Raw genomic sequence first — 21,647 nt, 5'->3', positions numbered from 1 at the left:
TTACAAATTAGTATGCCCCTCACCATCTAACTATCTAGAGAAATGATTACTACTAAACCAAATCCCAATATGCCACCAGACTTACCTCCACAAGTGGCAATGATGCAAATGTTAGGGGGTTTACGAGTAGCACGATTAATCTATGCTGCTGCTGAATTGGGCATTGCTGACTTATTAGCAGATGGTTCTCAAACTGTTGAGGCGTTGGCACAAGCAACCGGAACTCATGCACCATCACTTTATCGGTTGATGCGATCGCTTGCAAGTGTTGGTATTTTTGCCGAGTATGAGTGTTATTTTAGCTTAACGCCCCTTGCTGAGTTCCTTCAAAGTGACACTCCTGATTCAGTCCGCGCTGCTGTTAAATTTTTTGGTCAAGATTGGCACTGGAATGTTTGGGAAAATCTGCATTACAGTGTCAAAACTGGAGAACCTGCGTTTGAATACCTTTATAAACAAGGATTATTTGAATTTTATCAAGATCCCGAAGTTGCGCGAGTTTCTAACGAGTCCAAGGCGAGTATTTCGCAGCGTGCAGCGCAATCGCTACTTGCAAATTATGACTTTTCATTGATTAATAAAGTCGTTGATATTGGTATTTTTGCCAGTGGCGGCACAGTTATTTCACTGTTACAAGCAAACCCCACAATGCAAGGGGTACTTTTTGATTATCCTGCGGCGATCGCTGCGGCAACTTCAGCAATTGAATCAGCCAAAGTTGCAGATCGCTGTGAATTGATTGCAGGTAATTGTTTAGATTCAGTACCTAGTGGCGGTGATGCATACATTCTCATGTTTGTCGTTCACAATTGGGATGACAATCGCGCAGTGCAACTTCTGAAAAACTGTCGTGAGGCAATGTCAGCAGATGGCAGACTTTTAATCGTAGAAATGATTATGCCTCTTGGTAATCAGCCTTTTGTCGGAAAGTTAATTGATTTAGAATCGTTACTCACAACTCCTGGTGGCTATGAACGTACTGAAGCACAATACCGATCTCTCTTAGCATCTGCTGGTCTTCAGGTAACAAGAATTATCCCTACACAAACTGCTAATAGCATCATCGAAGCTGTACGCGCTTGAGCAAAGGAGCTATTTTTAATGGTTGTCCAAACAAAACCAACGTCACAATTTAAACCAGCAGAGGAAATGCCTGGTAGCTTTGGTAAGCTATTTGGAGGTGAGACAAAAGAGCTATTTAGAGACGAAGAACTTTTTTACTGGGATCACTTTCAGCGCTATGGCTCAGTTTTTAAATCACGGATTTTTGGTAAAAATTTCGCTTTTTTAGTTGGTCCTGATGCTAACCGCTTAGTTCTAGCAGAAAAAGCAGATCATCTTTCTGCACGACTAGGTTGGATTTTTTTAGAACCCATTTTTGGTAAAGGGTTGCTCTTACAAGATGGTGCAGAACATCAAGCAACACGCCGCTTAATGTATCCAGGAATGCACGGGCGATCGCTTAATAATTACTTTGACACAATTCAAGAAATTGTTGATAAGTTTTTTGAAGACTGGCAAGCAGGTAGTACAATTTCCCTCATTGAAGAATTCACCAATCTTTCAACAACAATTGCAATTCGCCTCATCTTAGGCACTGAAACCGAAAGCGAATTTGCAGAAGCAACACAGTATTTTTTAGGAATGCTTGTGGGACGAAGGGCAAAGTTAAAACTCGATATTCCCCAAACATTATATGGGCGATCGCAGCAAGCACGGCGCAATTTACAAGCTTTCTTACGGCGTAAAATTGCTCAACGCAGACAACAGGGATTACTACAAGAGTCACGCGATTTTCTTGGATTGTTACTCGCATCTGTTGATGAAAATGGTAACTCTTTGAGTGCATCGGATATTATTGACCAATTACTGATGGTCCTATTTGCAGGACATGAAAATCCGGCAGTGCTACTTGCATGGTTGATGTTTGAGTTAGTCGCGCATCCTGAGTGGTGCGATCGCCTACGTACTGAATACGCCCAAGTCGTGGGTCATGAACCACTTAACTTATCTCATCTTAAACAACTTCCTCAAATGGGCTACGCCCTCAAAGAGGTAGAACGTCTGTATCCTCCTGTACAAAATATGTCGCGTGGGGTTGTTAAAGATATTTATTACGCAGGCTACTGCATTCCCGCTGGCTGGCACGTCGATATTTCTCCACTGCTAACGCATCGTTTACCTGAAATCTATACTGATCCCGATCGCTTTGATCCTGATCGTTTTGCCCCACCGCGTGAAGAAGATAAAAAGCACTCCTTTGCATTAGTAGGCTTTGGTAGTGGTCCGCACAGTTGCTTGGGCTGGCAATTTGCCCAGATGGAAATGAAGATTATCCTCTCCAAGTTGTTGCGTTACGACTGGAGTGTGACTCCTGAACCAAGTGCAATCGTGCCAGTGCGTCAGCCTTCCAAGTATCAAGATAGTCTCCAAGCACAAGTTAAGAAAGTTTTAAATGCGTGAGTTTTAAGTTGTTAATAAATATTTTTCTAATCACCAATTACCAACCTTTCCTATTGGCTATAAGTGTCAACTAGACTGTTAAGGGTTTACTGTACTATGCAACTTAGTTTTGTCAGTCACCCACGATATACGTTGCAACTTGTTAGTAAGCGAATTATTGACATTTTGGGCGCTGGTGTAGGAATACTTCTGCTGAGTCCTTTGATGCTTGCGATCGCACTTGTGATTTCTCTAGACTCAAAAGGATCAATTTTCTTTCGGCAAGAACGTTTGGGGCGCGGTGGAAAACCTTTCTTGATCTGGAAATTTCGCACTATGGTAGTGAATGCTGAGCAACTTTTGCAAGAGCTAGAGCATTTAAATGAATCAGACGGTGGAGTACTCTTTAAAATGAAAGAAGATCCTCGTATCACCCGCGTTGGTAAATTCTTGCGACGGACTAGTTTAGATGAGTTGCCACAACTATTTAACGTTGTTCAAGGTCATATGAGCTTAGTAGGTCCGCGTCCTCTGCAATTACGCGATTGTACTCTAGCCATCAAAAACCATCGCAATACTTTTATAAAACGTTTAGAACTCATGCCTGGGGTCACTGGTTTGTGGCAGATTAGTGGACGTAGTGAGGTGAGCTTTGAATATATGCTGCACTTAGATATGATTTATCGCGATCGCTGGTCTTTATGGTTAGATCTATATATTATCTGGCAAACCGTTATGGTTGTGATTACAGGTAAAGGTGCTTATTAAATTTTTTGTCACACAATTAAACTACTCTAAGTTTATGTAGTTACGCAAGAAAACCAAGGAAACAAAAAAGGAGAAAGCCTTGAGACTTTTCTCCTCATGTGTAAAATACTACTTATTTAGCAGCTTAGATATCAAGTTCAGCAAGATTTAGGCGAGAACCGTAAGTTTCAATAAACTCACGACGTGGGGCGACGCGATCGCCCATCAAAATCGTAAAGATGCGATCAGCTTCGGCAGCGTCTTCAATCTCGACTCGTTTCATCGTGCGCGTTTCAGGGTTCATTGTTGTTGCCCATAGTTGCTCAGGCATCATTTCACCCAACCCTTTAAAGCGTTGAATTGTATAGTTAGCATTGTCAGGGAACTCGTGCCGAATCAAGTTTTGCAGTTCGCGTTCGCTATAGCAGTAGTAGTGATTGCGCCCGCGTTCTACTTTATATAGTGGGGGACAAGCAATGTAAATATAACCTTGATCGATCAGTTCGCGCTGATAGCGATAAAAGAAAGTTAATAAGAGTGTTCTGATATGCGCTCCATCAACATCAGCATCAGTCATAATGACAATGTGGTGATAACGCAATTGCGAAGCATCAAATTCTTCACCCTTAACACCTAATCCTAATGCAGTAATTAAGGCTTGAATTTCGGTGTTCTTGTAGATTTTGGCGTCGTCTGTTTTCTCAATATTGAGAATCTTACCACGCAATGGCAGAATTGCTTGAAAGCGGCGATCGCGTCCTTGCTTTGCACTTCCTCCTGCACTATCCCCTTCCACGATGAAGATTTCTGACTCGCTGGCATCTCTAGAACTACAATCTGCTAACTTACCAGGTAAGGGAGATGATTCTAGTACTGATTTACGCCGGACTAGTTCTCTTGCATGACGTGCAGCTTCTGCAGCTTTGAAAGCTTGAATTGCTTTATCTAGAACCGAATCAGCAACATTAGGATGAAAATCTAAATACTCGGTGAGAACTTCACCAACAAGCGAGTCAACAATACCCCGAACTTCGGTATTACCCAGCTTTGTTTTCGTTTGTCCCTCAAACTCAGGGTCTGGAACTTTAACAGAGATGACTCCTGTTAAACCTTCGCGGACATGTTCGCCACTCAGATTAGGTTCATTATCCTTAATTTTGTTCCGCTTACGAGCGATCGCGTTCAGTGTACGTGTTAGTACAGCTTTTAATCCTTCTAGGTGTGTACCACCGTCAACAGTACGAATATTGTTAGCAAAACCTAATATATTATCTGTGTATGCATCAACAGACCATTGCAAAGCAACTTCAACTTGGACGTTGTTGCGTTCTCCTTGCACAAAGATAATTTCTTCGTGTAAAGGCTGCTTATCCCGGTTCATGTACGCGATATACTCTTTAATTCCACCTTTGTACTCATATGTCTCGACTTTCGGTTCGCTGCTTTTTAATAGTTCTAAGCGGCGATCGCTAAAAGTAATCTTGACACCAGCATTGAGGTATGCGAGTTCGCGCAAACGACCAGCTAGAGTAATGTAATCAAACTCGGTTCCTGTTGTGAAAATCGTTGCATCTGGCTTAAAGGTGACAGAAGTTCCTGTTTTACCCTCATTAAAAGCTTTAACTTGTAATTCAGTCACAGGAATGCCACGCTCGAAACGTTGAACGTGAACACGTTTGTCACGCCATACAGTAACTTCAATCAACTCAGATAAAGCATTGACAACGGAAATTCCAACTCCGTGCAATCCTCCAGAAACTTTGTAACCACCTCCACCGAATTTTCCTCCGGCGTGTAATACTGTCATTACTGTTTCTAATGCTGATTTGCCAGTTTGGGGGTGCGTATCTGTGGGAATGCCTCGACCATCATCTGTTACTGTAACTGAACCATCTGCATTTAAATCCACCTCCACATGAGTGCAGTGTCCCGCTAAAGCTTCATCGATCGAATTGTCTACAACCTCGTAAACTAGATGATGGAGTCCTCGCGGACCAGTGGAGCCAATGTACATACCCGGTCTTTTGCGCACCGGTTCCAGACCTTCCAGAACTTGAATCTGATCGGCGCTGTAACTGCTAGTCATGCAAGGTATTCTCCACGAAATTTAAAGTTTGAGCAGCTATCTGACTCAAAAAATAAAAAAACACTCATAAATTGTAGCATAAAAGCCTTGAAGACGGCTGTAGAGGTATTTTAGAGGAATTTTTCAGGGGGATGTACCCAAGTAATTTTTATCGATCTTGCTTAATCACAATTTGTGGTGCGACAGCAACAGGTAAATCACAACTTGCGATCGCACTTGCAACGAAACTCGGTTTGGCTGTGATTCTCAGTGCAGATTCGCGCCAAGTATACCGCGAGTTTAATATTGGCACAGCCAAGCCATCAATTGCTGAACAAAATTTAGCACCACACTATTTAATTGATATCTGCGCACCTACTCAAACTCTCACTGTCGCAGATTACCAAACACAAGCACAAGGTTTAATTACTCAGTTTCAGCAGCAAGGAAAAATTCCCTTCTTAGTGGGTGGAACAGGGCTATACATTCGTTCAGTAGTGCAAGGGTTAAAAATTCCGAGAGTCGCACCGAATACCGAGTTGCGATCGCAGCTAGAATCGCTCGGTCAAACCCAACTTTATAGTATTTTGCAGCAGGTCGATCCAATTGCAGCGCAGAAAATTCACAGTAACGATTTAGTCAGAACATTGCGGGCGTTGGAAGTGTTTTACGTGACAGGTTGTCCAATTTCACAGCAACAAGGAGAGCAGCCACCGAGTTATCCAATTTTACAGATTGGTTTAGATTGTAGTACAGAGTGCTTACGCGATCGCATTTTTCAACGCACCGAACAAATGATTGCAGACGGCTTAGTAGCTGAAGTGGAATATCTTTATCACAAATACGGTGCTGATCTACCACTATTAAATACACTGGGATATCACGAGATCAAGCAGTACCTTGCTGGCGAAGTCACACTAACTCAAGCAAAAGAACTGATAGTTTTGCATACAAGGCAATTTGCCAAGCGACAGCGTACCTGGTTTCGTGCGTATCCTCAAATTGAATGGTTTAATGCTGATGCGCCTAGCTTATTTGACCAAGTTTACCAGCGAGTACAAGCATTTTTAAATAAAAAACCTCTTACATAAATGCGAGTGCAAATAAATTTGTTGTTCTCATTGAGTGAGATAGTATTACCCATAAAATTCTGTTTATAAAGTGTGCGTAGGCATACTTCGTCTATGTAGCCCCGACTTCAGTCGGAAGGCTCAATTCCCATCCTCCGTAGTTGTTCAGCAAGGAGTTGAGCGCGTTGTTCAGCTTGTGAAGCGCGTTGTTCGGCTTGTGAAGCGCGTTCATCTCCAGTAAGCAAAATATTTCCATCTTGGTAGCACCAGCGTAACCATGTATCTTGCCTGCCTTCAAATTCTCCTTGCCATATTGTCACACCTAGTCCGACTTGTTCGAGCCAAGTTTCACTAATTTCCGAATATCGCATTCCTCTGAGTTCATACACCCGTAGCACTTGTCCAAATTGCCCAGTAGGATCGTACACAATATAGTAGCTGACGCGCATATGCTCGTAGATTCTTAGTTTCTTACCCAGTTCATCCCCTTCTTTGTTAGAAACAATCTCAATCGCAACTTCTGGTGGTTTTCCAAAACGCCACACCATATAACAACGATTTTGCTTTTCCCACCAATTTTGTGGAACTTGCACGTCAAAACTGAGAAACACATCGGGTACAATCGCGGGTTGCAAATCGGTGTAGTAAACGCCAACGTTTGCTTCAGCTAAAAAAATTTGTGTTTTTAATGCACTGTAAAGGGAACTAACAAGCAGGCGTTGCTGTTTAGCAGAGGCGAAATTATCCACAGGTGTATCGTCTTCAGTAATTAGCTGATTAGCATCTGGTACGTAGTAGTCATCGTCACAGATGAAAGTTGGCTCAACCATGATTACCACTTGAGAAACGCTATTTCTAGATTAGTTGATAGATGCGATCTAAATAATATATGTCAGCTTCTTGAGCTTCTCGTATAGGGGTACAGGGAAGAACAAATCATGACAAATAACAAATTAGTCGCAAATCTTGTCAGAATATTATTTAAGCCCTTCGTTTAACACAAGCCACTATGCTTCTTAGAAATCAGCAGCACAGCAAATGGAAACCACTTATTAAGCAATTTGAGGCTGTTCTTGGCAAAAATGGCGTAGTGCAGCGCAAGGAAGAATTAATTACTTATGAGTGTGATGGTTTAACTAGTTATCGTCAACGCCCTGCGGTAGTTGTGTTACCACGCACAACTGAACAAGTCGCAGAGATAGTGAAAATATGCGATCGCAATTCAATTCCCTTCATAGCACGCGGTTCTGGTACTGGCTTATCTGGTGGTGCGCTACCAATTGAAGATTGTGTTTTGATTGTAACCGCCATGATGCGGCAAATTCTCAAGGTAGACTTGGAAAATCAGCAAGTTATTGTCCAACCTGGAGTCATCAATAATTGGGTAACGCAAACTGTTAGCGGTGCTGGATTCTATTATGCTCCCGATCCTTCTAGTCAAATTATCTGCTCAATTGGTGGTAATGTTGCAGAAAATTCGGGTGGCGTCCACTGTCTCAAATATGGCGTAACGACAAATCATGTTTTAGGATTAAAGCTTGTACTTCCTGATGGCACAATTACTGAAGTGGGCGGACAAGTTCCAGAAATGCCTGGATATGATCTTACAGGAGTGTTTGTTGGTTCAGAAGGAACACTAGGTATTGCCACAGAAATTACACTAAAGATTCTCAAAACAGCTGAATCAATTTGCGTTCTCTTAGCAGATTTTACCAGCGTAGAAGCCGCAGGTGCTGCTGTGTCTGATATTATCAGTGCTGGAATCATTCCTGCGGGGATGGAGATGATGGATAACCTCAGTATTAATGCAGTGGAAGATGTTGTTGCGACAGGCTGCTATCCTAGAGACGCACAAGCAATTCTATTAGTCGAAATCGATGGCTTAGCTATAGAAGTGGCTACAAATAAACAACGAATTGCTGATATTTGTAAACAGAATGGCGCACGAAACATTACTACAGCAAATGATCCAGAAACACGCTTGAAGCTATGGAAAGGACGTAAAGCAGCTTTTGCCGCTGCAGGACATCTTAGCCCCGATTATTATGTCCAAGATGGAGTTATTCCCCGTACACAATTGCCGTTTGTTTTGCAAGAAATTGAGAACTTAAGTAAACAATACGGTTATCGAATTGCTAATGTATTCCATGCGGGTGATGGTAATCTTCATCCTTTAATTTTGTACAATAACTCCATTCCTGGTGCATTAGAACAAGTGGAAGAATTAGGTGGAGAAATTCTCAAGCTTTGTGTTAAAGTCGGTGGAAGTATTTCAGGTGAACATGGAATTGGTGCTGATAAGCGATGCTATATGCCAGATATGTTTACCCAAACCGATCTAGAAACCATGCAATATATTCGTCAAGCATTTAATCCGAAAGGACTGGCAAATCCTGGAAAAATATTTCCGACACCTCGTACGTGTGGAGAAGCTGCAAGGGCTGAATTAGCAAATAAATTTGATTCAGTAGAGCGATTTTAAATGTGAATAAAAGCAAAAATAAATAATACACTTTAGCATTGTTCAGGTATTGTGACAGTGACTGTAGTACCAACTCCAACTTGACTCTCTATGACAATATTTCCATTGTGTAAATCCACGCACTGTTTTACTATGGACATACCTAAACCTGTTCCAGGAATTGTACTAGTGTTGCTACCACGATAAAAAGAGTCAAATAAATATTTTTGGTCTTTTTCTGGAATACCAACTCCTTGGTCTTGAATTCTGAAAGTAATCTCTTGTGATTTATATGCTAATTCAAAGTTAATATTTCCACCCTGAGGCGAATACTTAATAGCATTAGATAATAAGTTTATGAGAATATGTCTCAATAGTTTTGCATCTAGGTAAACATGAGTAACTGAACTTGTACAGTTGAATTTAATTGTATGCAAATTAGTAGTACTGCTAATTTGCATATGTTCTACTATTTCACCACAAAATTGTATTAAATCTAAATAAGTTGGAGCAAACTGTAACTTTTCCGCTTCAAGTTTACCAACTATTAAAATATCATCTAACAACTGTGTCATGTGATTACCTGCAGTTTGAATACGTTCGAGATAAAGTTGTTTCTTTTCTTCTGATATTTGGTTACTGAACTTTTCAAGTAATTTAGCTGCCATAAGAATAACTGCAAGTGGTGTACGGAACTCATGCGATGCTGTCGTGATAAAACGCGATTTAAGTTCAACTAATTCTCGTTCTTTCGCCAAAGCGTAGTGAATTTCGACTTCAGCTTGCTTGCGCTCAGTTATATCCCGAAATATACCTCTAGTTGAAACTGGTTTACCTTGAACAAACTTACAATTAATGCTTCCAGAAAGTATAACTTTCCTACCACTTTTTGAAATAAACGTAGCTTCAACTTCATTACAAACCTCACCAACCATTATTTTTTTAAAAATTTCCATACAATGATCTAAGCAATCAGGATGAATAACTTCAAATATGGAAAGAGTTTCTATCTCCGTATCACTGTACTCTAGAGTGGCTTTCCAAGCTTGATTTACATAAATAAATTTACCTTCTGGTGTAACGCATTGAATTAAATCATTCGCATTTTCAAATAAATCGCGGTATCTTTCTTCGCTTTCGCGTAGAGCTATTTCCATCTGCTGCTGTTCAACAATTTTATCTGCTAGTTGTTGATTAACTTGTTGTAACTGTAGAGTTTGTTTTTGAAGCTTTTGCTCTAAAGTTTGATTGATTTTTTGAATTTTATTTGACTGTTTATTGTAAGCGATCGCATTTTGTTTGTGATTCAAAAATGACTTTATCTGAATAATTGTCTTTTCCCACATAGTGATAGCTTTTGCAATTTTTAAATGACTCAATTAAATTATTATGCAAAAAAATAGACCACAAAAGAATATGATTATCAAACTTCTTAAGATAGAATTATTAATAACAGGTAATTGAAACTCTTGTATATAGATAAACAAGGACACAAGCTTAATATTTCAACAAAAAATATTATAGTTTATTTCTATTTTTGCTTTTTAGACGAAATATGATAATTATTGTGTTTTTGCAATATTGTAACTTTTAATTCATTATTAACTGTGCATTTTAATAATTTCCTCTAGAAGAATGAGTCAAATATAATACAAGTGTTATCAAAAAATAATAGTACGATTACGGAAAAATCATTTCATAAAAAATTGACTAATATATAATGCGCGTCTAAAAACTTTTTGACTATAGCAAAAGTAGTTAAAATAGAAAAAGTAAAATTAGCACAAGTATCTTAATATTTAAGAATTATATGTAAAGTATTAAGTTAAATCTAAATAGTGAGGCTCAAGTCAACACAATCTAAGTAAAATCTACTTTGAAAGCAACGTTAATGTAATCACTTAAGTAGTATGGATGCGATCGCCCAAAAACTAGAAACTATTGTTGGTAGTTCTGGAGTTGTAGCATGGGATGATATTGAAGCTAAGCATCGCGAACGGATACAACAGGCGATCGCAACAAAAAACTATCCTTATCTTATTTATCCCCAAACTCAAGCAGAACTTGCAGCAGTTGTTACCTGTGCTTGCCAAAATCAATGGAAAATCCTATGCTGCGGAAACATGACTAAACTCGATTGGGGTGGATTAGCACAAGGCGTACAAGTTGTTATCAGTACCGAACGCATTCACCAATTAATTGAACACGCAGTTGGCGATTTAACCATAACAGCAGAAGCTGGAATTCTCTTTGCAGATTTACAAACAAGGTTAGCAGCCGCAGGACAATTTCTGGCACTTGATCCATTTGCACCTCAAGCAGCTACATTAGGAGGAATCGTCGCCACCGCCGATACTGGTTCGTTGCGTCAACGTTACGGAGGAGTGCGCGATCAACTATTAGGAATCACTTTTGTACGCGCCGATGGCAAAATTGCCAAAGCTGGAGGCAGAGTTGTTAAAAACGTTGCTGGTTATGACTTAATGAAGTTGTTTACTGGATCGTATGGTACGTTAGGTATTATTACAACTGTTACATTCCGCGTATTTCCCATTCCAGCAGCTTCTAGTACAGTAGTGTTGACTGGAAATGCAAATGCGATCGCCCAAGCTGTTAAAAGTTTACGCGCATCGGCTTTAACTCCAGTTGCGTCTGATTTACTCTCAAAGCAATTAGTTGCAAATTTAGCTCTTGGTCAAGGTTTAGGCTTGGTTGTTCGGTTTCAAAACCTCGCTGCAAGTGTCAAACAACAAGCTACATCACTTTTGGAATTAGGACAACAGTTAAATTTACAGGGCGCAGTTTACACAGATGATGAGACTGAGTTATGGCAGAAATTACAACAACAAATGCGATCGCCTACCAAATCTACTAAAATTACTTGCAAAATAGGTGTATTGCCTATAAATGCTGTTACAACGCTTACGCAATTTGATCCGCACATGGGTTTGATTCACACTGGTAGTGGTTTAGGTTTATTGCGGTTTGATGCTGATGTGGACAAGCAAAGTATTTTACAAATACGAGATTTTTGTCACTCTCAAGGAGGTTTTCTCACAGTTTTATCAGCCCCAAAAATTCTCAAAGAAACAATCGATGTTTGGGGATATCGAGGTAATGCTTTAGAACTAATGCAGCGAATTAAATACCAGTTCGATCCCAATAATCTTTTGAGTCCATCTTGTTTTGTTGAGGAACTTTAAATCTTCACCCTTCTTCCTCTGCGTTACGCCAGTTGCTACAACGGAGGAAACCTCCGCAACGCACTGGCTCCTCTGTACCTCTGTGGTTTATAAAAATGAGTAGCATTATCTTAGATTTACAACCTTTTCTCGATCTAACCGACGATCAATATTATGAATTATGTCAAAAACATCCTAATTTGAAATTAGAAAGAAATTCCTCAGGTCAACTGATTATTATGCCACCTACAGGAGGAAAAAATGCAGATATTGTTAGTCAATTAGTCGTTTGGAATAAAAAAAAGAAACTAGGAGTTGTCTTGAATTCTTCAACCGAATTCAAGTTACCCTTAGGTAGCGATCGCTCTCCTGATGCTGCATGGATTAAGTTAGAACGCTGGTGATCGCTTAGTGATGAAGCAAAGAAAAAGTTTCCTCCCCTCTGCCCAGATTTTATTATCGAGCTAAGATCAGAATCAGATATCCTCAAAGAATTACGCGCTAAGATGCAAGAATACCTTGAAAATGGTATGACTTTAGGTTGGTTAATTGATCTGCAAAATCAACAAGTAGAAATATATCAACAAAATTAGAAAGTAGAAATTATAAAGTCTCCTCAAATGCTTTCATGCAAAGAAACATTACCAGAATTTATTTTAGATTTTACCGAGATTTGGGATTAAATTTCTGAGAAAATAAGAATACAATGCAAACTTCAAATTCTTCACAAGATGCAATACCTGCTAATTTGAGTCATGGGAGTGGCTTTGATCCGCAACATCCACCCGATCCAAAGTTAATCGACACTTGCGTTCATTGTGGATTTTGTCTGTCAACATGTCCGAGTTATCGTGTAATTGGCAAAGAAATGGATTCTCCCCGCGGCAGAATCTATCTTATGGATGCTGTGAATGAAGGAGAAATTCCACTAAGTAAAGCAACAGTACAGCATTTTGACTCGTGTTTAGGATGTCTTGCGTGTGTGACAACTTGTCCTTCCGGCGTACAATACGACAAACTAATTTCTGCAACACGTCCCCAAGTAGAACGAAACTATCCACGTAATTTAGGCGATCGCTTGTATCGTCAACTCATTTTTTCCTTATTTCCCTATCCTAATCGTCTGCGGGTGCTACTTGCACCTTTACTGCTATATCAAAAGACAGGTGTGCAAAAGCTTGTTCGTTCGACAAGGTTACTTCAACGCTTTTCTCCTCGTCTCGCCGCGATGGAATCAATCTTACCGCAAATTAGTTTCAGTTCATTTCAAGACAAACTACCAACAATTATTCCTGCCCAAGGTGAGAAACGCTATCGCGTAGGTATGATTTTAGGTTGCGTACAGCGACTTTTTTTCTCACCAGTCAACGAAGCTACTGTAAGAGTTTTAACAGCAAATGGCTGCGAAGTTGTTATTCCCAAAACACAAGGCTGTTGCGCAGCATTACCACATCATCAGGGGCAAGAAGAACAAGCTAAAGCCTTAGCACGTCAGATGATTGATAGCTTTACAGATACTGGTGTAGATGCTGTTATTATCAATGCAGCTGGTTGCGGTCATACATTAAAAGAATACGGGCATTTACTGCAAGACGATCCAGAATACCGCGATCAAGCTAAAGACTTTGCTGCAAATGTTAAAGATGCACAAGAGTTTCTTGCTACCGTTGGTTTAACAGCCAAACTTTCATCTCTAGCTGAAAAACCTCTAACTTTAGTTTATCAGGATGCTTGTCATTTATTACATGGACAAAAAATTAGTATTCAACCCCGCCAGTTACTTCGACAAATTCCTGGAGTACAACTAAGAGAACCCCTTGATGCAGCTTTGTGCTGTGGAAGCGCAGGTGTTTACAATATGCTACAACCTGAAGTTGCGGATGAGTTAGGTAAGCAGAAAGTACAAAATCTCTTGAATACAGGTGCAGAATTAGTTGCGTCTGCTAATCCTGGTTGTACTTTGCAAATTACTAAGCATATGCAGCAGCAAAGTAGCAAAATTGCTGTGATGCATCCGATGGAGTTACTAGATTACTCAATTCGCGGAATTCAGGTAAATGTCCATCACAAATAACTTTAAGAGTAGCGTAGCTGGAGCAGTTTTTATGGGAGAATACCTCTTCATATAACAACTGCATGACGACTCATGGTTGGCTTTTTTGATACCTATGGGTTTTTAATTGTCTCAATGGTTATTGGGGCAATGCTCGGACTATCATTATACTTACCTCTCATGGCTGGACAACTGTCTTTAGCAAGTCCTGGCTTTTATGCTTTGGGAGGCTATGTTGCTGCAATTCTGTCAACGCAAGTCTTTTCTGCTACGCAAGGGTTATTTCCGGTTCCACTGTTACTGTTAGAAATGCTAGTTGCTGGTGTCATATGTGGGATACTAGGCGTCATTGTTGGAATTCCTGCATTACGGTTACGCGGAATTTATTTGGCGATCGCCACAATTGCTTTTGTTGAAGTATTACGGGTTATTTCCCTTAATCTCGAAATTACTGGCGGTGCAGTAGGTATTTTTGGTATTCCGCAACCGTTTCAAACTGCGATTGAGTACCTATGGATTGCAGTTCCTTTACTTGCACTCAGTATGTTCTTTCTATACCGCGTAGAAAAAATTCGTGTTGGAAGGGCTTTTGCTGCAATTCGCGAAGATGAACTCGCCGCTGATGCAATGGCAATCAATCCAACTTACTACAAGGTTTTGGCTTTCACTCTAGGCGCAATTTTAGCAGGAATGGTAGGTGCGCTTAGTGCCCACTTTCTCAACACCTGGAATGCTCGTCAAGGAACTTTTGATGCGAGTATCATCTATCTCACTTTTGTGTTGATTGGTGGCTCAAGAAGCTTTGTTGGGCCAGTATTAGGCGGTATGGTATTTACAGCATTACCAGAAGTGTTAAGAGCGATCGCTGACACCGCAGGATTACCAGTGACATTAGCACAATTTCTCCGTGATGGTCGTTTAATTATATTTGGATTGCTGATTGTCGTTGGTACAATATTTTTCCCTCAAGGTTTGGTCACACCAGAATTATGGAAGGGGCGAGGGATAAGATCGTGGAAGAGGTAAACTTAAAGCATAATCATCCTATTTTGGAAGCACAGCAGCTAACGCGGAGATTTGGTGGTTTAGTTGCAGTAAATACTGTTTCGTTTACTGTTAATAAAAATGAGATTTTTGGTCTAATTGGTCCTAATGGTGCAGGTAAAACAACACTATTTAATTTAATTACAGGATTAATTCAACCTTCTAGTGGAACATTACTGTATTGTGGTAAAGAACTTATTAAACTTCGCCCGCATCAAATTGCCTCTCAAGGAATCGCTAGAACATTTCAAAATATTCGCTTATTCGGCGAACTGACTGCAATAGAAAATATTGTTGTTGCTAGACATATTCATACTAATAGTAATGTGATTACTGGAGTTTTAGGTTTACCACCCGCGCCTAAAGAAGAGAAAAATAATAGGCAAAAAGCACTAGAACTTCTTGCCATGGTTGGTTTAAGCAGTCGTGCTTCAGAAAGGTCTTATAACTTACCTTATGGCGATCAACGAAGATTAGAAATTGCTCGCGCGTTAGCTTTAGAACCACAAATTTTACTTTTAGATGAACCAGCAGCAGGAATGAACCCCAACGAGAAACAAGGTTTAAGTAAATTTATTCGGCAAATTGCTACAGATTTTAACTTAACAATCATCCTAATAGAGCATCATGTACCACTTGTAATGGGATTATGCGATCGCATTGCTGTTTTAGATTTTGGTCAGTTAATTGCGCTCGGAAAACCCGAAAAAGTCAGAACTGATCCAGCAGTCATAAAAGCTTACCTAGGAGCAGAATCATGAGCTTAGGTAATTCCAAAGAAGTAATTTATCCTATCAACTATTTATTAGAAATCAAAAACTTATCGGTAAATTATGGCGGAATTCAAGCACTAAAAAATATTGATATTACTGTTAATTCTGGTGAAGTTGTTACCCTAATTGGTGCAAATGGTGCAGGAAAAACTACTACACTACGTGCAATCTCTCGACTTGTCAATTGTCGTAGCGGACAAATATCCTACAACGGATGCAACATCACTCGCTATCCTGCGCACAAAGTTGTTCACGGTGGTATCGCACATTGTCCCGAAGGAAGACGAGTACTAGCCCGCCAAACAGTTCTCGATAACTTAAAACTTGGTGCATATATCCGCCCCGACTCCGCAACTGTCAAAGCTGATATCAATTATCAGTTCAAGATTTTCCCACGTCTATTTGAACGCCGCAATCAACTTGCAGGAACCCTTAGTGGTGGCGAACAACAAATGCTAGCGATCGCCCGCGCTTTAATGAGTAAACCGAAACTCTTACTCTTAGACGAACCTAGCCTAGGACTCGCACCCGCGATTGTTCGTGAAATCTTCTCTATCATCCAAAACCTCCGCACTACTGGCGTCACTATTCTCTTAGTCGAACAAAACGCCAACCTCGCCCTGCAAATCGCCGATCGAGGCTATGTTTTAGACGCAGGCTGCATTACCCTTACTGACAAAGCCTCTAACTTACTCAAAAACGAACAAGTCAAAAAAGCTTACCTAGGTTAAAATCACAACAAAAATATCCCCTAATCCTTGTTGGTGAGTTTTTCTATACTACAAACACTCTGTTATTAGTTGCTTCAATTATTAGTTGCTTCAATAAGAAAACTCTGTATCTTTTCACGTGTCCTTTTGCGTGATTCTCTATCTCAAATATATGCTTATAAAATTAATCCCGCTTTTATTAAGCCTCCTTACGTTCTCTTCTAATTCATCTATCATTTCTACACTCAATTCAAGAGCGCTCGCCCAAGAAAAACCCCTTATGCTTGACCTCAAATCATATCAATGGAAAAACCGCCTGCTACTAGTAGCCGCCCCATCAGAAAATACCCCAGAATACCAACAACAAATGCAACTGTTCTCAGATCAAACTGCAGAATTTGCAGACCGAGACTTACTCTTAATTGAATTGTTCTCCCAAGGTACAAGCCGCATTAACGGTAAAAATGTTGATTCAGCAGATGTTACCCAAATCAAACAACAATTTAATATTAGTAACGAATTCAGCGTAGTTCTTATTGGCAAAGATGGTACAGTCAAACGCCGCGAAACTACTCCCATTGAACCCACAGCTATTTTTCAAAAAATAGATGCTATGCCAATGCGCCAGCGAGAAATGCGCTCAAAAATTAATTAAAGGCTGAAAATGTAGAATTACTCTCCACTAATCTGCACAAATACACTTCTCGTACGCGGACCATCCAAATCAAAAAATAATACCGATTGCCATGTCCCCAATGCCAACTTTCCGTCCGCGACTGGAATAACCTCGCTACTACTCAGCATTATAGCCATCAAATGCGAGTGCGCATTCATCGGTTCACCTGGTGGAACAATTCTCAAATGCAAGTCGTTGTGTAAGTACTTCTCAGAAGGAGGCGCTAACTTCTCTAAATGCACCTTAATATCGTGCAGTAATCTCTCCTCATCTTCATTAATTGCCAAAGCTGTAGTTGTGTGTCGCGAAAATACCAAAACTTGACCATTTTGAATTGCTGTAGCACTCAGAATTTTCTCGATTTCAGACGTAATATTGTGAATGCTAATCCCTTCAGATGTTTTGATGTCAATTAGCTCATTCTTTATCGGCATAATTTTGCACCAACGTTTCCTGTGGTGTCACAACTCAATAACTCATATTGAATAACTGTTTAAACGGAGAGGGTGGGATTTGAACCCACGATGACGTTGCCGCCATAACGCATTTCGAGTGCGTCGCATTCAACCACTCTGCCACCTCTCCAGGTAGGTACACTTTTGCCTAGTATAAATAACAGTATCACGAACTGGTTCTTTTTTACAGCAACGCAGCACCATTTTCTACCTCATCCATCGTTGCTTTAAACCTTTCTTGAGGTGTCCATTGGATCGCTCCGTCTCTTCCTGTCCAAAAAAGCTGAATTTTGTCTCTACTGAGTAACGATATGATGTCAGCATCCACGTTGATAGCAGAAGCGATCGCAACTTCTGGTTTCACCGTTGCTAATACTTCCTTTTCTAAAGTCTCTCCAGACCACCACAGCACTTGTGCATGAGGCAATTTTTTTGTAGAGGCTAGCTGCTTTTGCTCATCAGGTGCAACATTATCCAGTAATAACCACGTTTGCTCTTTTATTTGCAATTGCAGTACATTGCTTTTGTGAATTTGGATCTTTGCAGTACCTGCCACTATTGTTTGTTCAGGGCGTCGAACACTTGCTTCGATTGAATTAGTCGGAGTATAAAAATTCTTAACTGATAAGCGCTTGCTAATCTCTTTCCAACTCTGGTAACTTTCCCTATCAGTAGCGATCGCCCACTCAATTTGATTGACACCCTGCTGTTGCATAAAAGGTAATACTGCAAATCGTACTGTACTCACGTCACCACTATTGATTAGCAGCACCTTGCCTTGATCTTGAATTACCAATACTGGTTCATTCGTAGTCCCTAAGACTGTTGCTTGAAATACAGTAGCTTGAGTATGCCACATCGGAATTAAAACGATACTCATCGCCATAACTCCAGCTAACCACAAACGCTTTTGCCACCAAGGTTGTAACCAAACTAAGACAATTAATCCATAGACCATCAATAACTGTAAAACTGAAATTCTACCTACATTAATTGAGTTTCCTGGTAACTGCGCAAAAAATCCTATCAATCCAATTAAAAAATGAATTGGGTAATATAACAGCCAAGCTAAAGCACTTCCTACAACAGGGTAAATTATGGATGCGATCGCGCTTATAATTCCACCGATACTGATTACCGAGATCAATGGCGTACTCAAAACATTAACTATCAAGCTATAAAGCGGAACAACGCCAAACACTTGCAGTTGTAATGGTAAAGTCCACAAAGTTGCTGCTAGCGGAACAGCCATCAAAGTCGCGATCGCCACTGGTAGCCAATCCAAACGTTTAATTAACGGTGGTACAGTAACTAATAACCCTAAAGTAGCTAAAAAGCTTAGTTGAAATCCTAAATCCCAAATCCACAGGGGATTGAATAGCAATAATAAGGTTGCAGCTAATAATAGTGAACCTAAGGGTTTAACTTTACGCTTTGTTCCAATTGCAACAAGTACCGCAAACCCCATAATAACAGCACGTAACACTGAAGGCTGCACGCCAGTTAATCCTAAAAAGAGTAGTAATGCACCTCCTGCAAAACACGTTTGCAGCACTACCGAAAACCGCCGTAACAACGCCAACATCACACCCAAAATCAATGAAGTTTGAAATCCCGATGCTGCTAAAGCATGGGCTAATCCAACTTGTACAAATAAGTCACGGATATCATAAGGTAAATCAACTGCTCTGCCACCCATTACCATTGAACTCACAAGTGGTCCTTCTGGACTACCTAGCCACCGTACTTGCGATCGCACAATTTTTTGACGAATCTTCCACCAACCCCATTTAGGAAATTCTTGTCCTTCCGTAACTTCAACTCGTCGCCCACTCAAACCTGCAAACGTACTTTCTCTTGCTAAATACGCCCGAAAATCAAAGCTTCCTGGATTTGTTGCTATTGAAGGTTGATATAAGACACCAGTGACTGCAATTCTTTGTCCAGGATATAACCCTGTTGCTTGGAGTAAAGGTACAGTAACGTAAACTTTTCCTGTGACTTTACTTCCTTCCAACCAACTCGTCGCTAACCAAAATTGTCCTCGTTGACTCCGAGTTAAGCGCGGCGTACTTGTAATTTCTCCCTGAACAGTAACAACTTGCTGTTGGTTTTCAATTAACTGACTAATATCATTCTTTGCTGGTTGCGGTATCCGCGCTTGAAAGTACAAACTTGCTAACAAGCCGATGACTCCGGCGATTAGCCAAACTTGTGGTTTAGGACTACCCCGCCAAAAGCGTTTAATGAAAACAGACGCAACTATCCCGATAGATAATACTGCATATCCTCCCCACACAAAAGCTGTAGATAACAAACCTGCAATAAAAGCTAAACATAGAATAGCTGCGTTCATCTGCGTTGTTAAATCGCTAAACCTAATTTCAACCCGAATACAGCATGAAGAACCATCAAACCGAGGACTGTACTTCCGAAATAGGCGTGAATTGTGCGTAATGTACCTTGATCGCGTCCAAAACCAAATAATGCGATCGCCGCATTCACTAGCAACAACACTAGCAAACTCGAACCTGTCCAAAAATGCGGACTTTCCCTAATCGGCTGACGTTGCATTACCAAAGACAACACACCACCGATATAACCAAGCGCCATAAACAAAAACATCCACGGTGCTAATGTCCGATGATCTGCCAAACTCTTACTGGTGATAGCTTTATCTGTCGCAACTCGTCCCCGCCATCCAGCAAATCCCACAAAGCTACCCATAACAAATATGACAATTGCCATCATTGCTGGGTGTCCCCAATGCACAATCGGTTCTGGTATTCCCAAACTACGAAACCAAAGCGCGATCGCTTCTAACACTTCAGTTAAGTTAAACATTTGCCTCGACGCCTCCCTTTGCTTTCAATAGCGGGAAACCGAGGGTTTCTCTTTGCTGTACATAAAGCTGAGCGATTTTCCTTGCTAAGCTACGGATTCTAGCAATATATCGAGTTCGTTCCGTGACAGCGATCACTCCTCGCGCATCTAACAAGTTAAACGCGTGCGAACACTTCAAAACATAATCTAAGCTTGGTAAAACTAATCCTCTATCTGCTAGTTGCTGTGCTTCTTGTTCGTATAGATTAAACAAAGTAAACAACAACTCTGGATTTGATGCTTCAAAGTTATAAGTACACTGTTCTATTTCTCCTTGCAGGTGGACATCGCCATAAGCAATGTTGTCTGTCCACTGAATCTTTATAATCGCCTCAACCTCTTGAAGATACATTGCTAACCTCTCCAGTCCATAGGTAATTTCAATTGAAACTGGACGACAATCAATCCCCCCACACTGTTGGAAGTAAGTAAATTGCGTAATCTCCATTCCATCGAGCCAAACTTCCCAACCAGTACCCCAAGCACCAACCGTGGCATCTTCCCAGTTATCCTCCACAAATCGCACGTCATGATCTTCTGGACGAATCCCCAAAGCTCTTAACGAGTCAAGATAAATTTCTTGAATGTTATCTGGTGAAGGCTTAATCAAAACTTGATACTGATAGTAGTACTGAAAGCGATTAGGATTTTCTCCGTAGCGTCCATCAGTAGGACGACGACACGGTTCAACATAGGCCACTGCCCAGGGTTCAGGGCCTAAAGCCCTGAGGAATGTATGGGGATTTTTCGTTCCTGCACCCTTTTCAATGTCATAAGGCTGGGCGATTAAGCAACCGCGATCAGTCCAAAACTGATGCAATGCCGCAATGACTGACTGAAAATTCATCCTATTTCAAACCTTTTTTCGTAACTCCTTCTCAAAGTTTGCCTTATGGTTGCTTTCAAATGCCCTCTGTTACTGTATTTTCAGCAATTTTGAAAAACTTTCTCCAAAAAGCTTGACAATATCGATTGAGGTTAGATATATTAGTAAAGCGCCAGAAGGAAAGGCGAGCGCAAAGCGCCTCCGGAAGGGCAACTGAACCAAGAAAAGAATAATAGTTTGAAAGCCAAATAAAGCACATC

At 40.6% G+C, this 21,647-nt stretch carries 18 protein-coding genes, 1 tRNA gene and 1 pseudogene; 12 read left to right on the top strand and 8 right to left on the bottom strand.

Going from position 1 to position 21,647, the window contains the following annotated elements; translation table 11 throughout:
• The first annotated feature begins 42 nt into the window (after nt 1–42).
• The 3 genes from CSQ79_RS15150 (at nt 43) to CSQ79_RS15140 (ending at nt 3,210) form a co-directional block, all read left to right on the top strand.
• Complete coding sequence (locus CSQ79_RS15150) at nt 43–1,083, top strand: methyltransferase (RefSeq protein WP_289501163.1); 1,041 nt, start codon at nt 43–45, stop codon at nt 1,081–1,083.
• An 18-nt stretch (nt 1,084–1,101) separates the two neighbouring features.
• A complete protein-coding gene (locus CSQ79_RS15145; RefSeq protein WP_099702009.1) occupies nt 1,102–2,463 on the top strand; it encodes a cytochrome P450 in 1,362 nt (453 codons plus the stop codon).
• A 96-nt stretch (nt 2,464–2,559) separates the two neighbouring features.
• The gene (locus CSQ79_RS15140) at nt 2,560–3,210 is read left to right on the top strand and encodes a sugar transferase (protein WP_099702008.1); all 651 of its coding nucleotides are present in this window, start codon (nt 2,560–2,562) and stop codon (nt 3,208–3,210) included.
• A gap of 124 nt (nt 3,211–3,334) precedes the next feature.
• Here the strand turns inward: CSQ79_RS15140 and gyrB are convergent, their stop codons facing one another.
• Nucleotides 3,335–5,275, bottom strand: a complete 1,941-nt coding sequence (gene gyrB, locus CSQ79_RS15135; RefSeq protein ID WP_099702007.1) for a DNA topoisomerase (ATP-hydrolyzing) subunit B — start codon at nt 5,273–5,275, stop codon at nt 3,335–3,337.
• A 131-nt stretch (nt 5,276–5,406) separates the two neighbouring features.
• Here gyrB and miaA point away from each other — a divergent pair, with 131 nt between their 5' ends.
• Entirely contained in the window at nt 5,407–6,345 is a 939-nt protein-coding gene (gene miaA / locus CSQ79_RS15130; RefSeq protein ID WP_099702006.1) for a tRNA (adenosine(37)-N6)-dimethylallyltransferase MiaA, read from the top strand.
• 107 nt (nt 6,346–6,452) lie between these two features.
• Here miaA and CSQ79_RS15125 read toward each other — a convergent pair whose 3' ends face one another.
• A complete protein-coding gene (locus CSQ79_RS15125) occupies nt 6,453–7,154 on the bottom strand; it encodes a Uma2 family endonuclease (protein WP_099702005.1) in 702 nt (233 codons plus the stop codon).
• A 179-nt stretch (nt 7,155–7,333) separates the two neighbouring features.
• Between CSQ79_RS15125 and glcD the strand changes: the two genes are divergently transcribed.
• On the top strand, nt 7,334–8,806 hold the full coding sequence (gene glcD / locus CSQ79_RS15120) for a glycolate oxidase subunit GlcD (RefSeq protein ID WP_099702004.1): 1,473 nt from the start codon (nt 7,334–7,336) through the stop codon (nt 8,804–8,806).
• Nucleotides 8,807–8,838: 32 nt separating this feature from the next.
• On the opposite strand, the gene CSQ79_RS15115 is transcribed toward glcD, so the two are convergent.
• The gene (locus CSQ79_RS15115; protein ID WP_143755459.1) at nt 8,839–10,164 is read right to left on the bottom strand and encodes a PAS domain-containing sensor histidine kinase; all 1,326 of its coding nucleotides are present in this window, start codon (nt 10,162–10,164) and stop codon (nt 8,839–8,841) included.
• A 531-nt stretch (nt 10,165–10,695) separates the two neighbouring features.
• Between CSQ79_RS15115 and CSQ79_RS15110 the strand changes: the two genes are divergently transcribed.
• From CSQ79_RS15110 to CSQ79_RS15080, 7 genes and pseudogenes are all read left to right on the top strand, one after another.
• On the top strand, nt 10,696–11,988 hold the full coding sequence (locus tag CSQ79_RS15110; RefSeq protein ID WP_099702002.1) for an FAD-binding oxidoreductase: 1,293 nt from the start codon (nt 10,696–10,698) through the stop codon (nt 11,986–11,988).
• 95 nt (nt 11,989–12,083) lie between these two features.
• Nucleotides 12,084–12,650, top strand: a pseudogene (locus CSQ79_RS15105) (Uma2 family endonuclease).
• A 23-nt stretch (nt 12,651–12,673) separates the two neighbouring features.
• On the top strand, nt 12,674–14,041 hold the full coding sequence (locus CSQ79_RS15100) for a (Fe-S)-binding protein (protein WP_099702001.1): 1,368 nt from the start codon (nt 12,674–12,676) through the stop codon (nt 14,039–14,041).
• Between the two features lie 72 nt (nt 14,042–14,113).
• Nucleotides 14,114–15,046 (top strand): branched-chain amino acid ABC transporter permease, encoded by a 933-nt coding sequence (locus CSQ79_RS15095; protein ID WP_099702000.1) that lies wholly within the window; start codon nt 14,114–14,116, stop codon nt 15,044–15,046.
• Complete coding sequence (locus tag CSQ79_RS15090) at nt 15,034–15,825, top strand: ABC transporter ATP-binding protein (protein ID WP_502693933.1); 792 nt, start codon at nt 15,034–15,036, stop codon at nt 15,823–15,825. Before CSQ79_RS15095 ends, CSQ79_RS15090 begins: the two co-directional genes overlap by 13 nt.
• Nucleotides 15,822–16,568 (top strand): ABC transporter ATP-binding protein, encoded by a 747-nt coding sequence (locus CSQ79_RS15085; protein ID WP_099701998.1) that lies wholly within the window; start codon nt 15,822–15,824, stop codon nt 16,566–16,568. The genes CSQ79_RS15090 and CSQ79_RS15085 overlap by 4 nt, the downstream gene beginning before the upstream one ends.
• A gap of 259 nt (nt 16,569–16,827) precedes the next feature.
• A complete protein-coding gene (locus CSQ79_RS15080; RefSeq protein ID WP_099701997.1) occupies nt 16,828–17,202 on the top strand; it encodes a DUF4174 domain-containing protein in 375 nt (124 codons plus the stop codon).
• A gap of 17 nt (nt 17,203–17,219) precedes the next feature.
• Here the strand turns inward: CSQ79_RS15080 and CSQ79_RS15075 are convergent, their stop codons facing one another.
• The 5 genes from CSQ79_RS15075 to glyQ all read right to left on the bottom strand — a co-directional run bounded on the left by CSQ79_RS15075 (nt 17,220) and on the right by glyQ (nt 21,408).
• Nucleotides 17,220–17,657, bottom strand: coding sequence for a secondary thiamine-phosphate synthase enzyme YjbQ (locus tag CSQ79_RS15075; RefSeq protein ID WP_099701996.1), 438 nt, complete (start codon nt 17,655–17,657; stop codon nt 17,220–17,222).
• Between the two features lie 64 nt (nt 17,658–17,721).
• A tRNA-Ser gene (locus tag CSQ79_RS15070) sits at nt 17,722–17,808 on the bottom strand.
• 54 nt (nt 17,809–17,862) lie between these two features.
• A complete protein-coding gene (locus CSQ79_RS15065; RefSeq protein ID WP_099701995.1) occupies nt 17,863–20,034 on the bottom strand; it encodes a ComEC/Rec2 family competence protein in 2,172 nt (723 codons plus the stop codon).
• A gap of 8 nt (nt 20,035–20,042) precedes the next feature.
• Nucleotides 20,043–20,522, bottom strand: coding sequence for a DUF4079 domain-containing protein (locus CSQ79_RS15060; RefSeq protein ID WP_099701994.1), 480 nt, complete (start codon nt 20,520–20,522; stop codon nt 20,043–20,045).
• Nucleotides 20,515–21,408, bottom strand: a complete 894-nt coding sequence (gene glyQ, locus CSQ79_RS15055; protein WP_099701993.1) for a glycine--tRNA ligase subunit alpha — start codon at nt 21,406–21,408, stop codon at nt 20,515–20,517. The genes CSQ79_RS15060 and glyQ overlap by 8 nt, the downstream gene beginning before the upstream one ends.
• Between the last annotated feature and the right edge of the window lie 239 nt (nt 21,409–21,647).

Origin of the sequence: Gloeocapsopsis sp. IPPAS B-1203 (assembly GCF_002749975.1) — a bacterium.
Lineage (GTDB): Bacteria > Cyanobacteriota > Cyanobacteriia > Cyanobacteriales > Chroococcidiopsidaceae > Gloeocapsopsis.
This window is presented reverse-complemented; position numbering and strand designations above follow the sequence as displayed.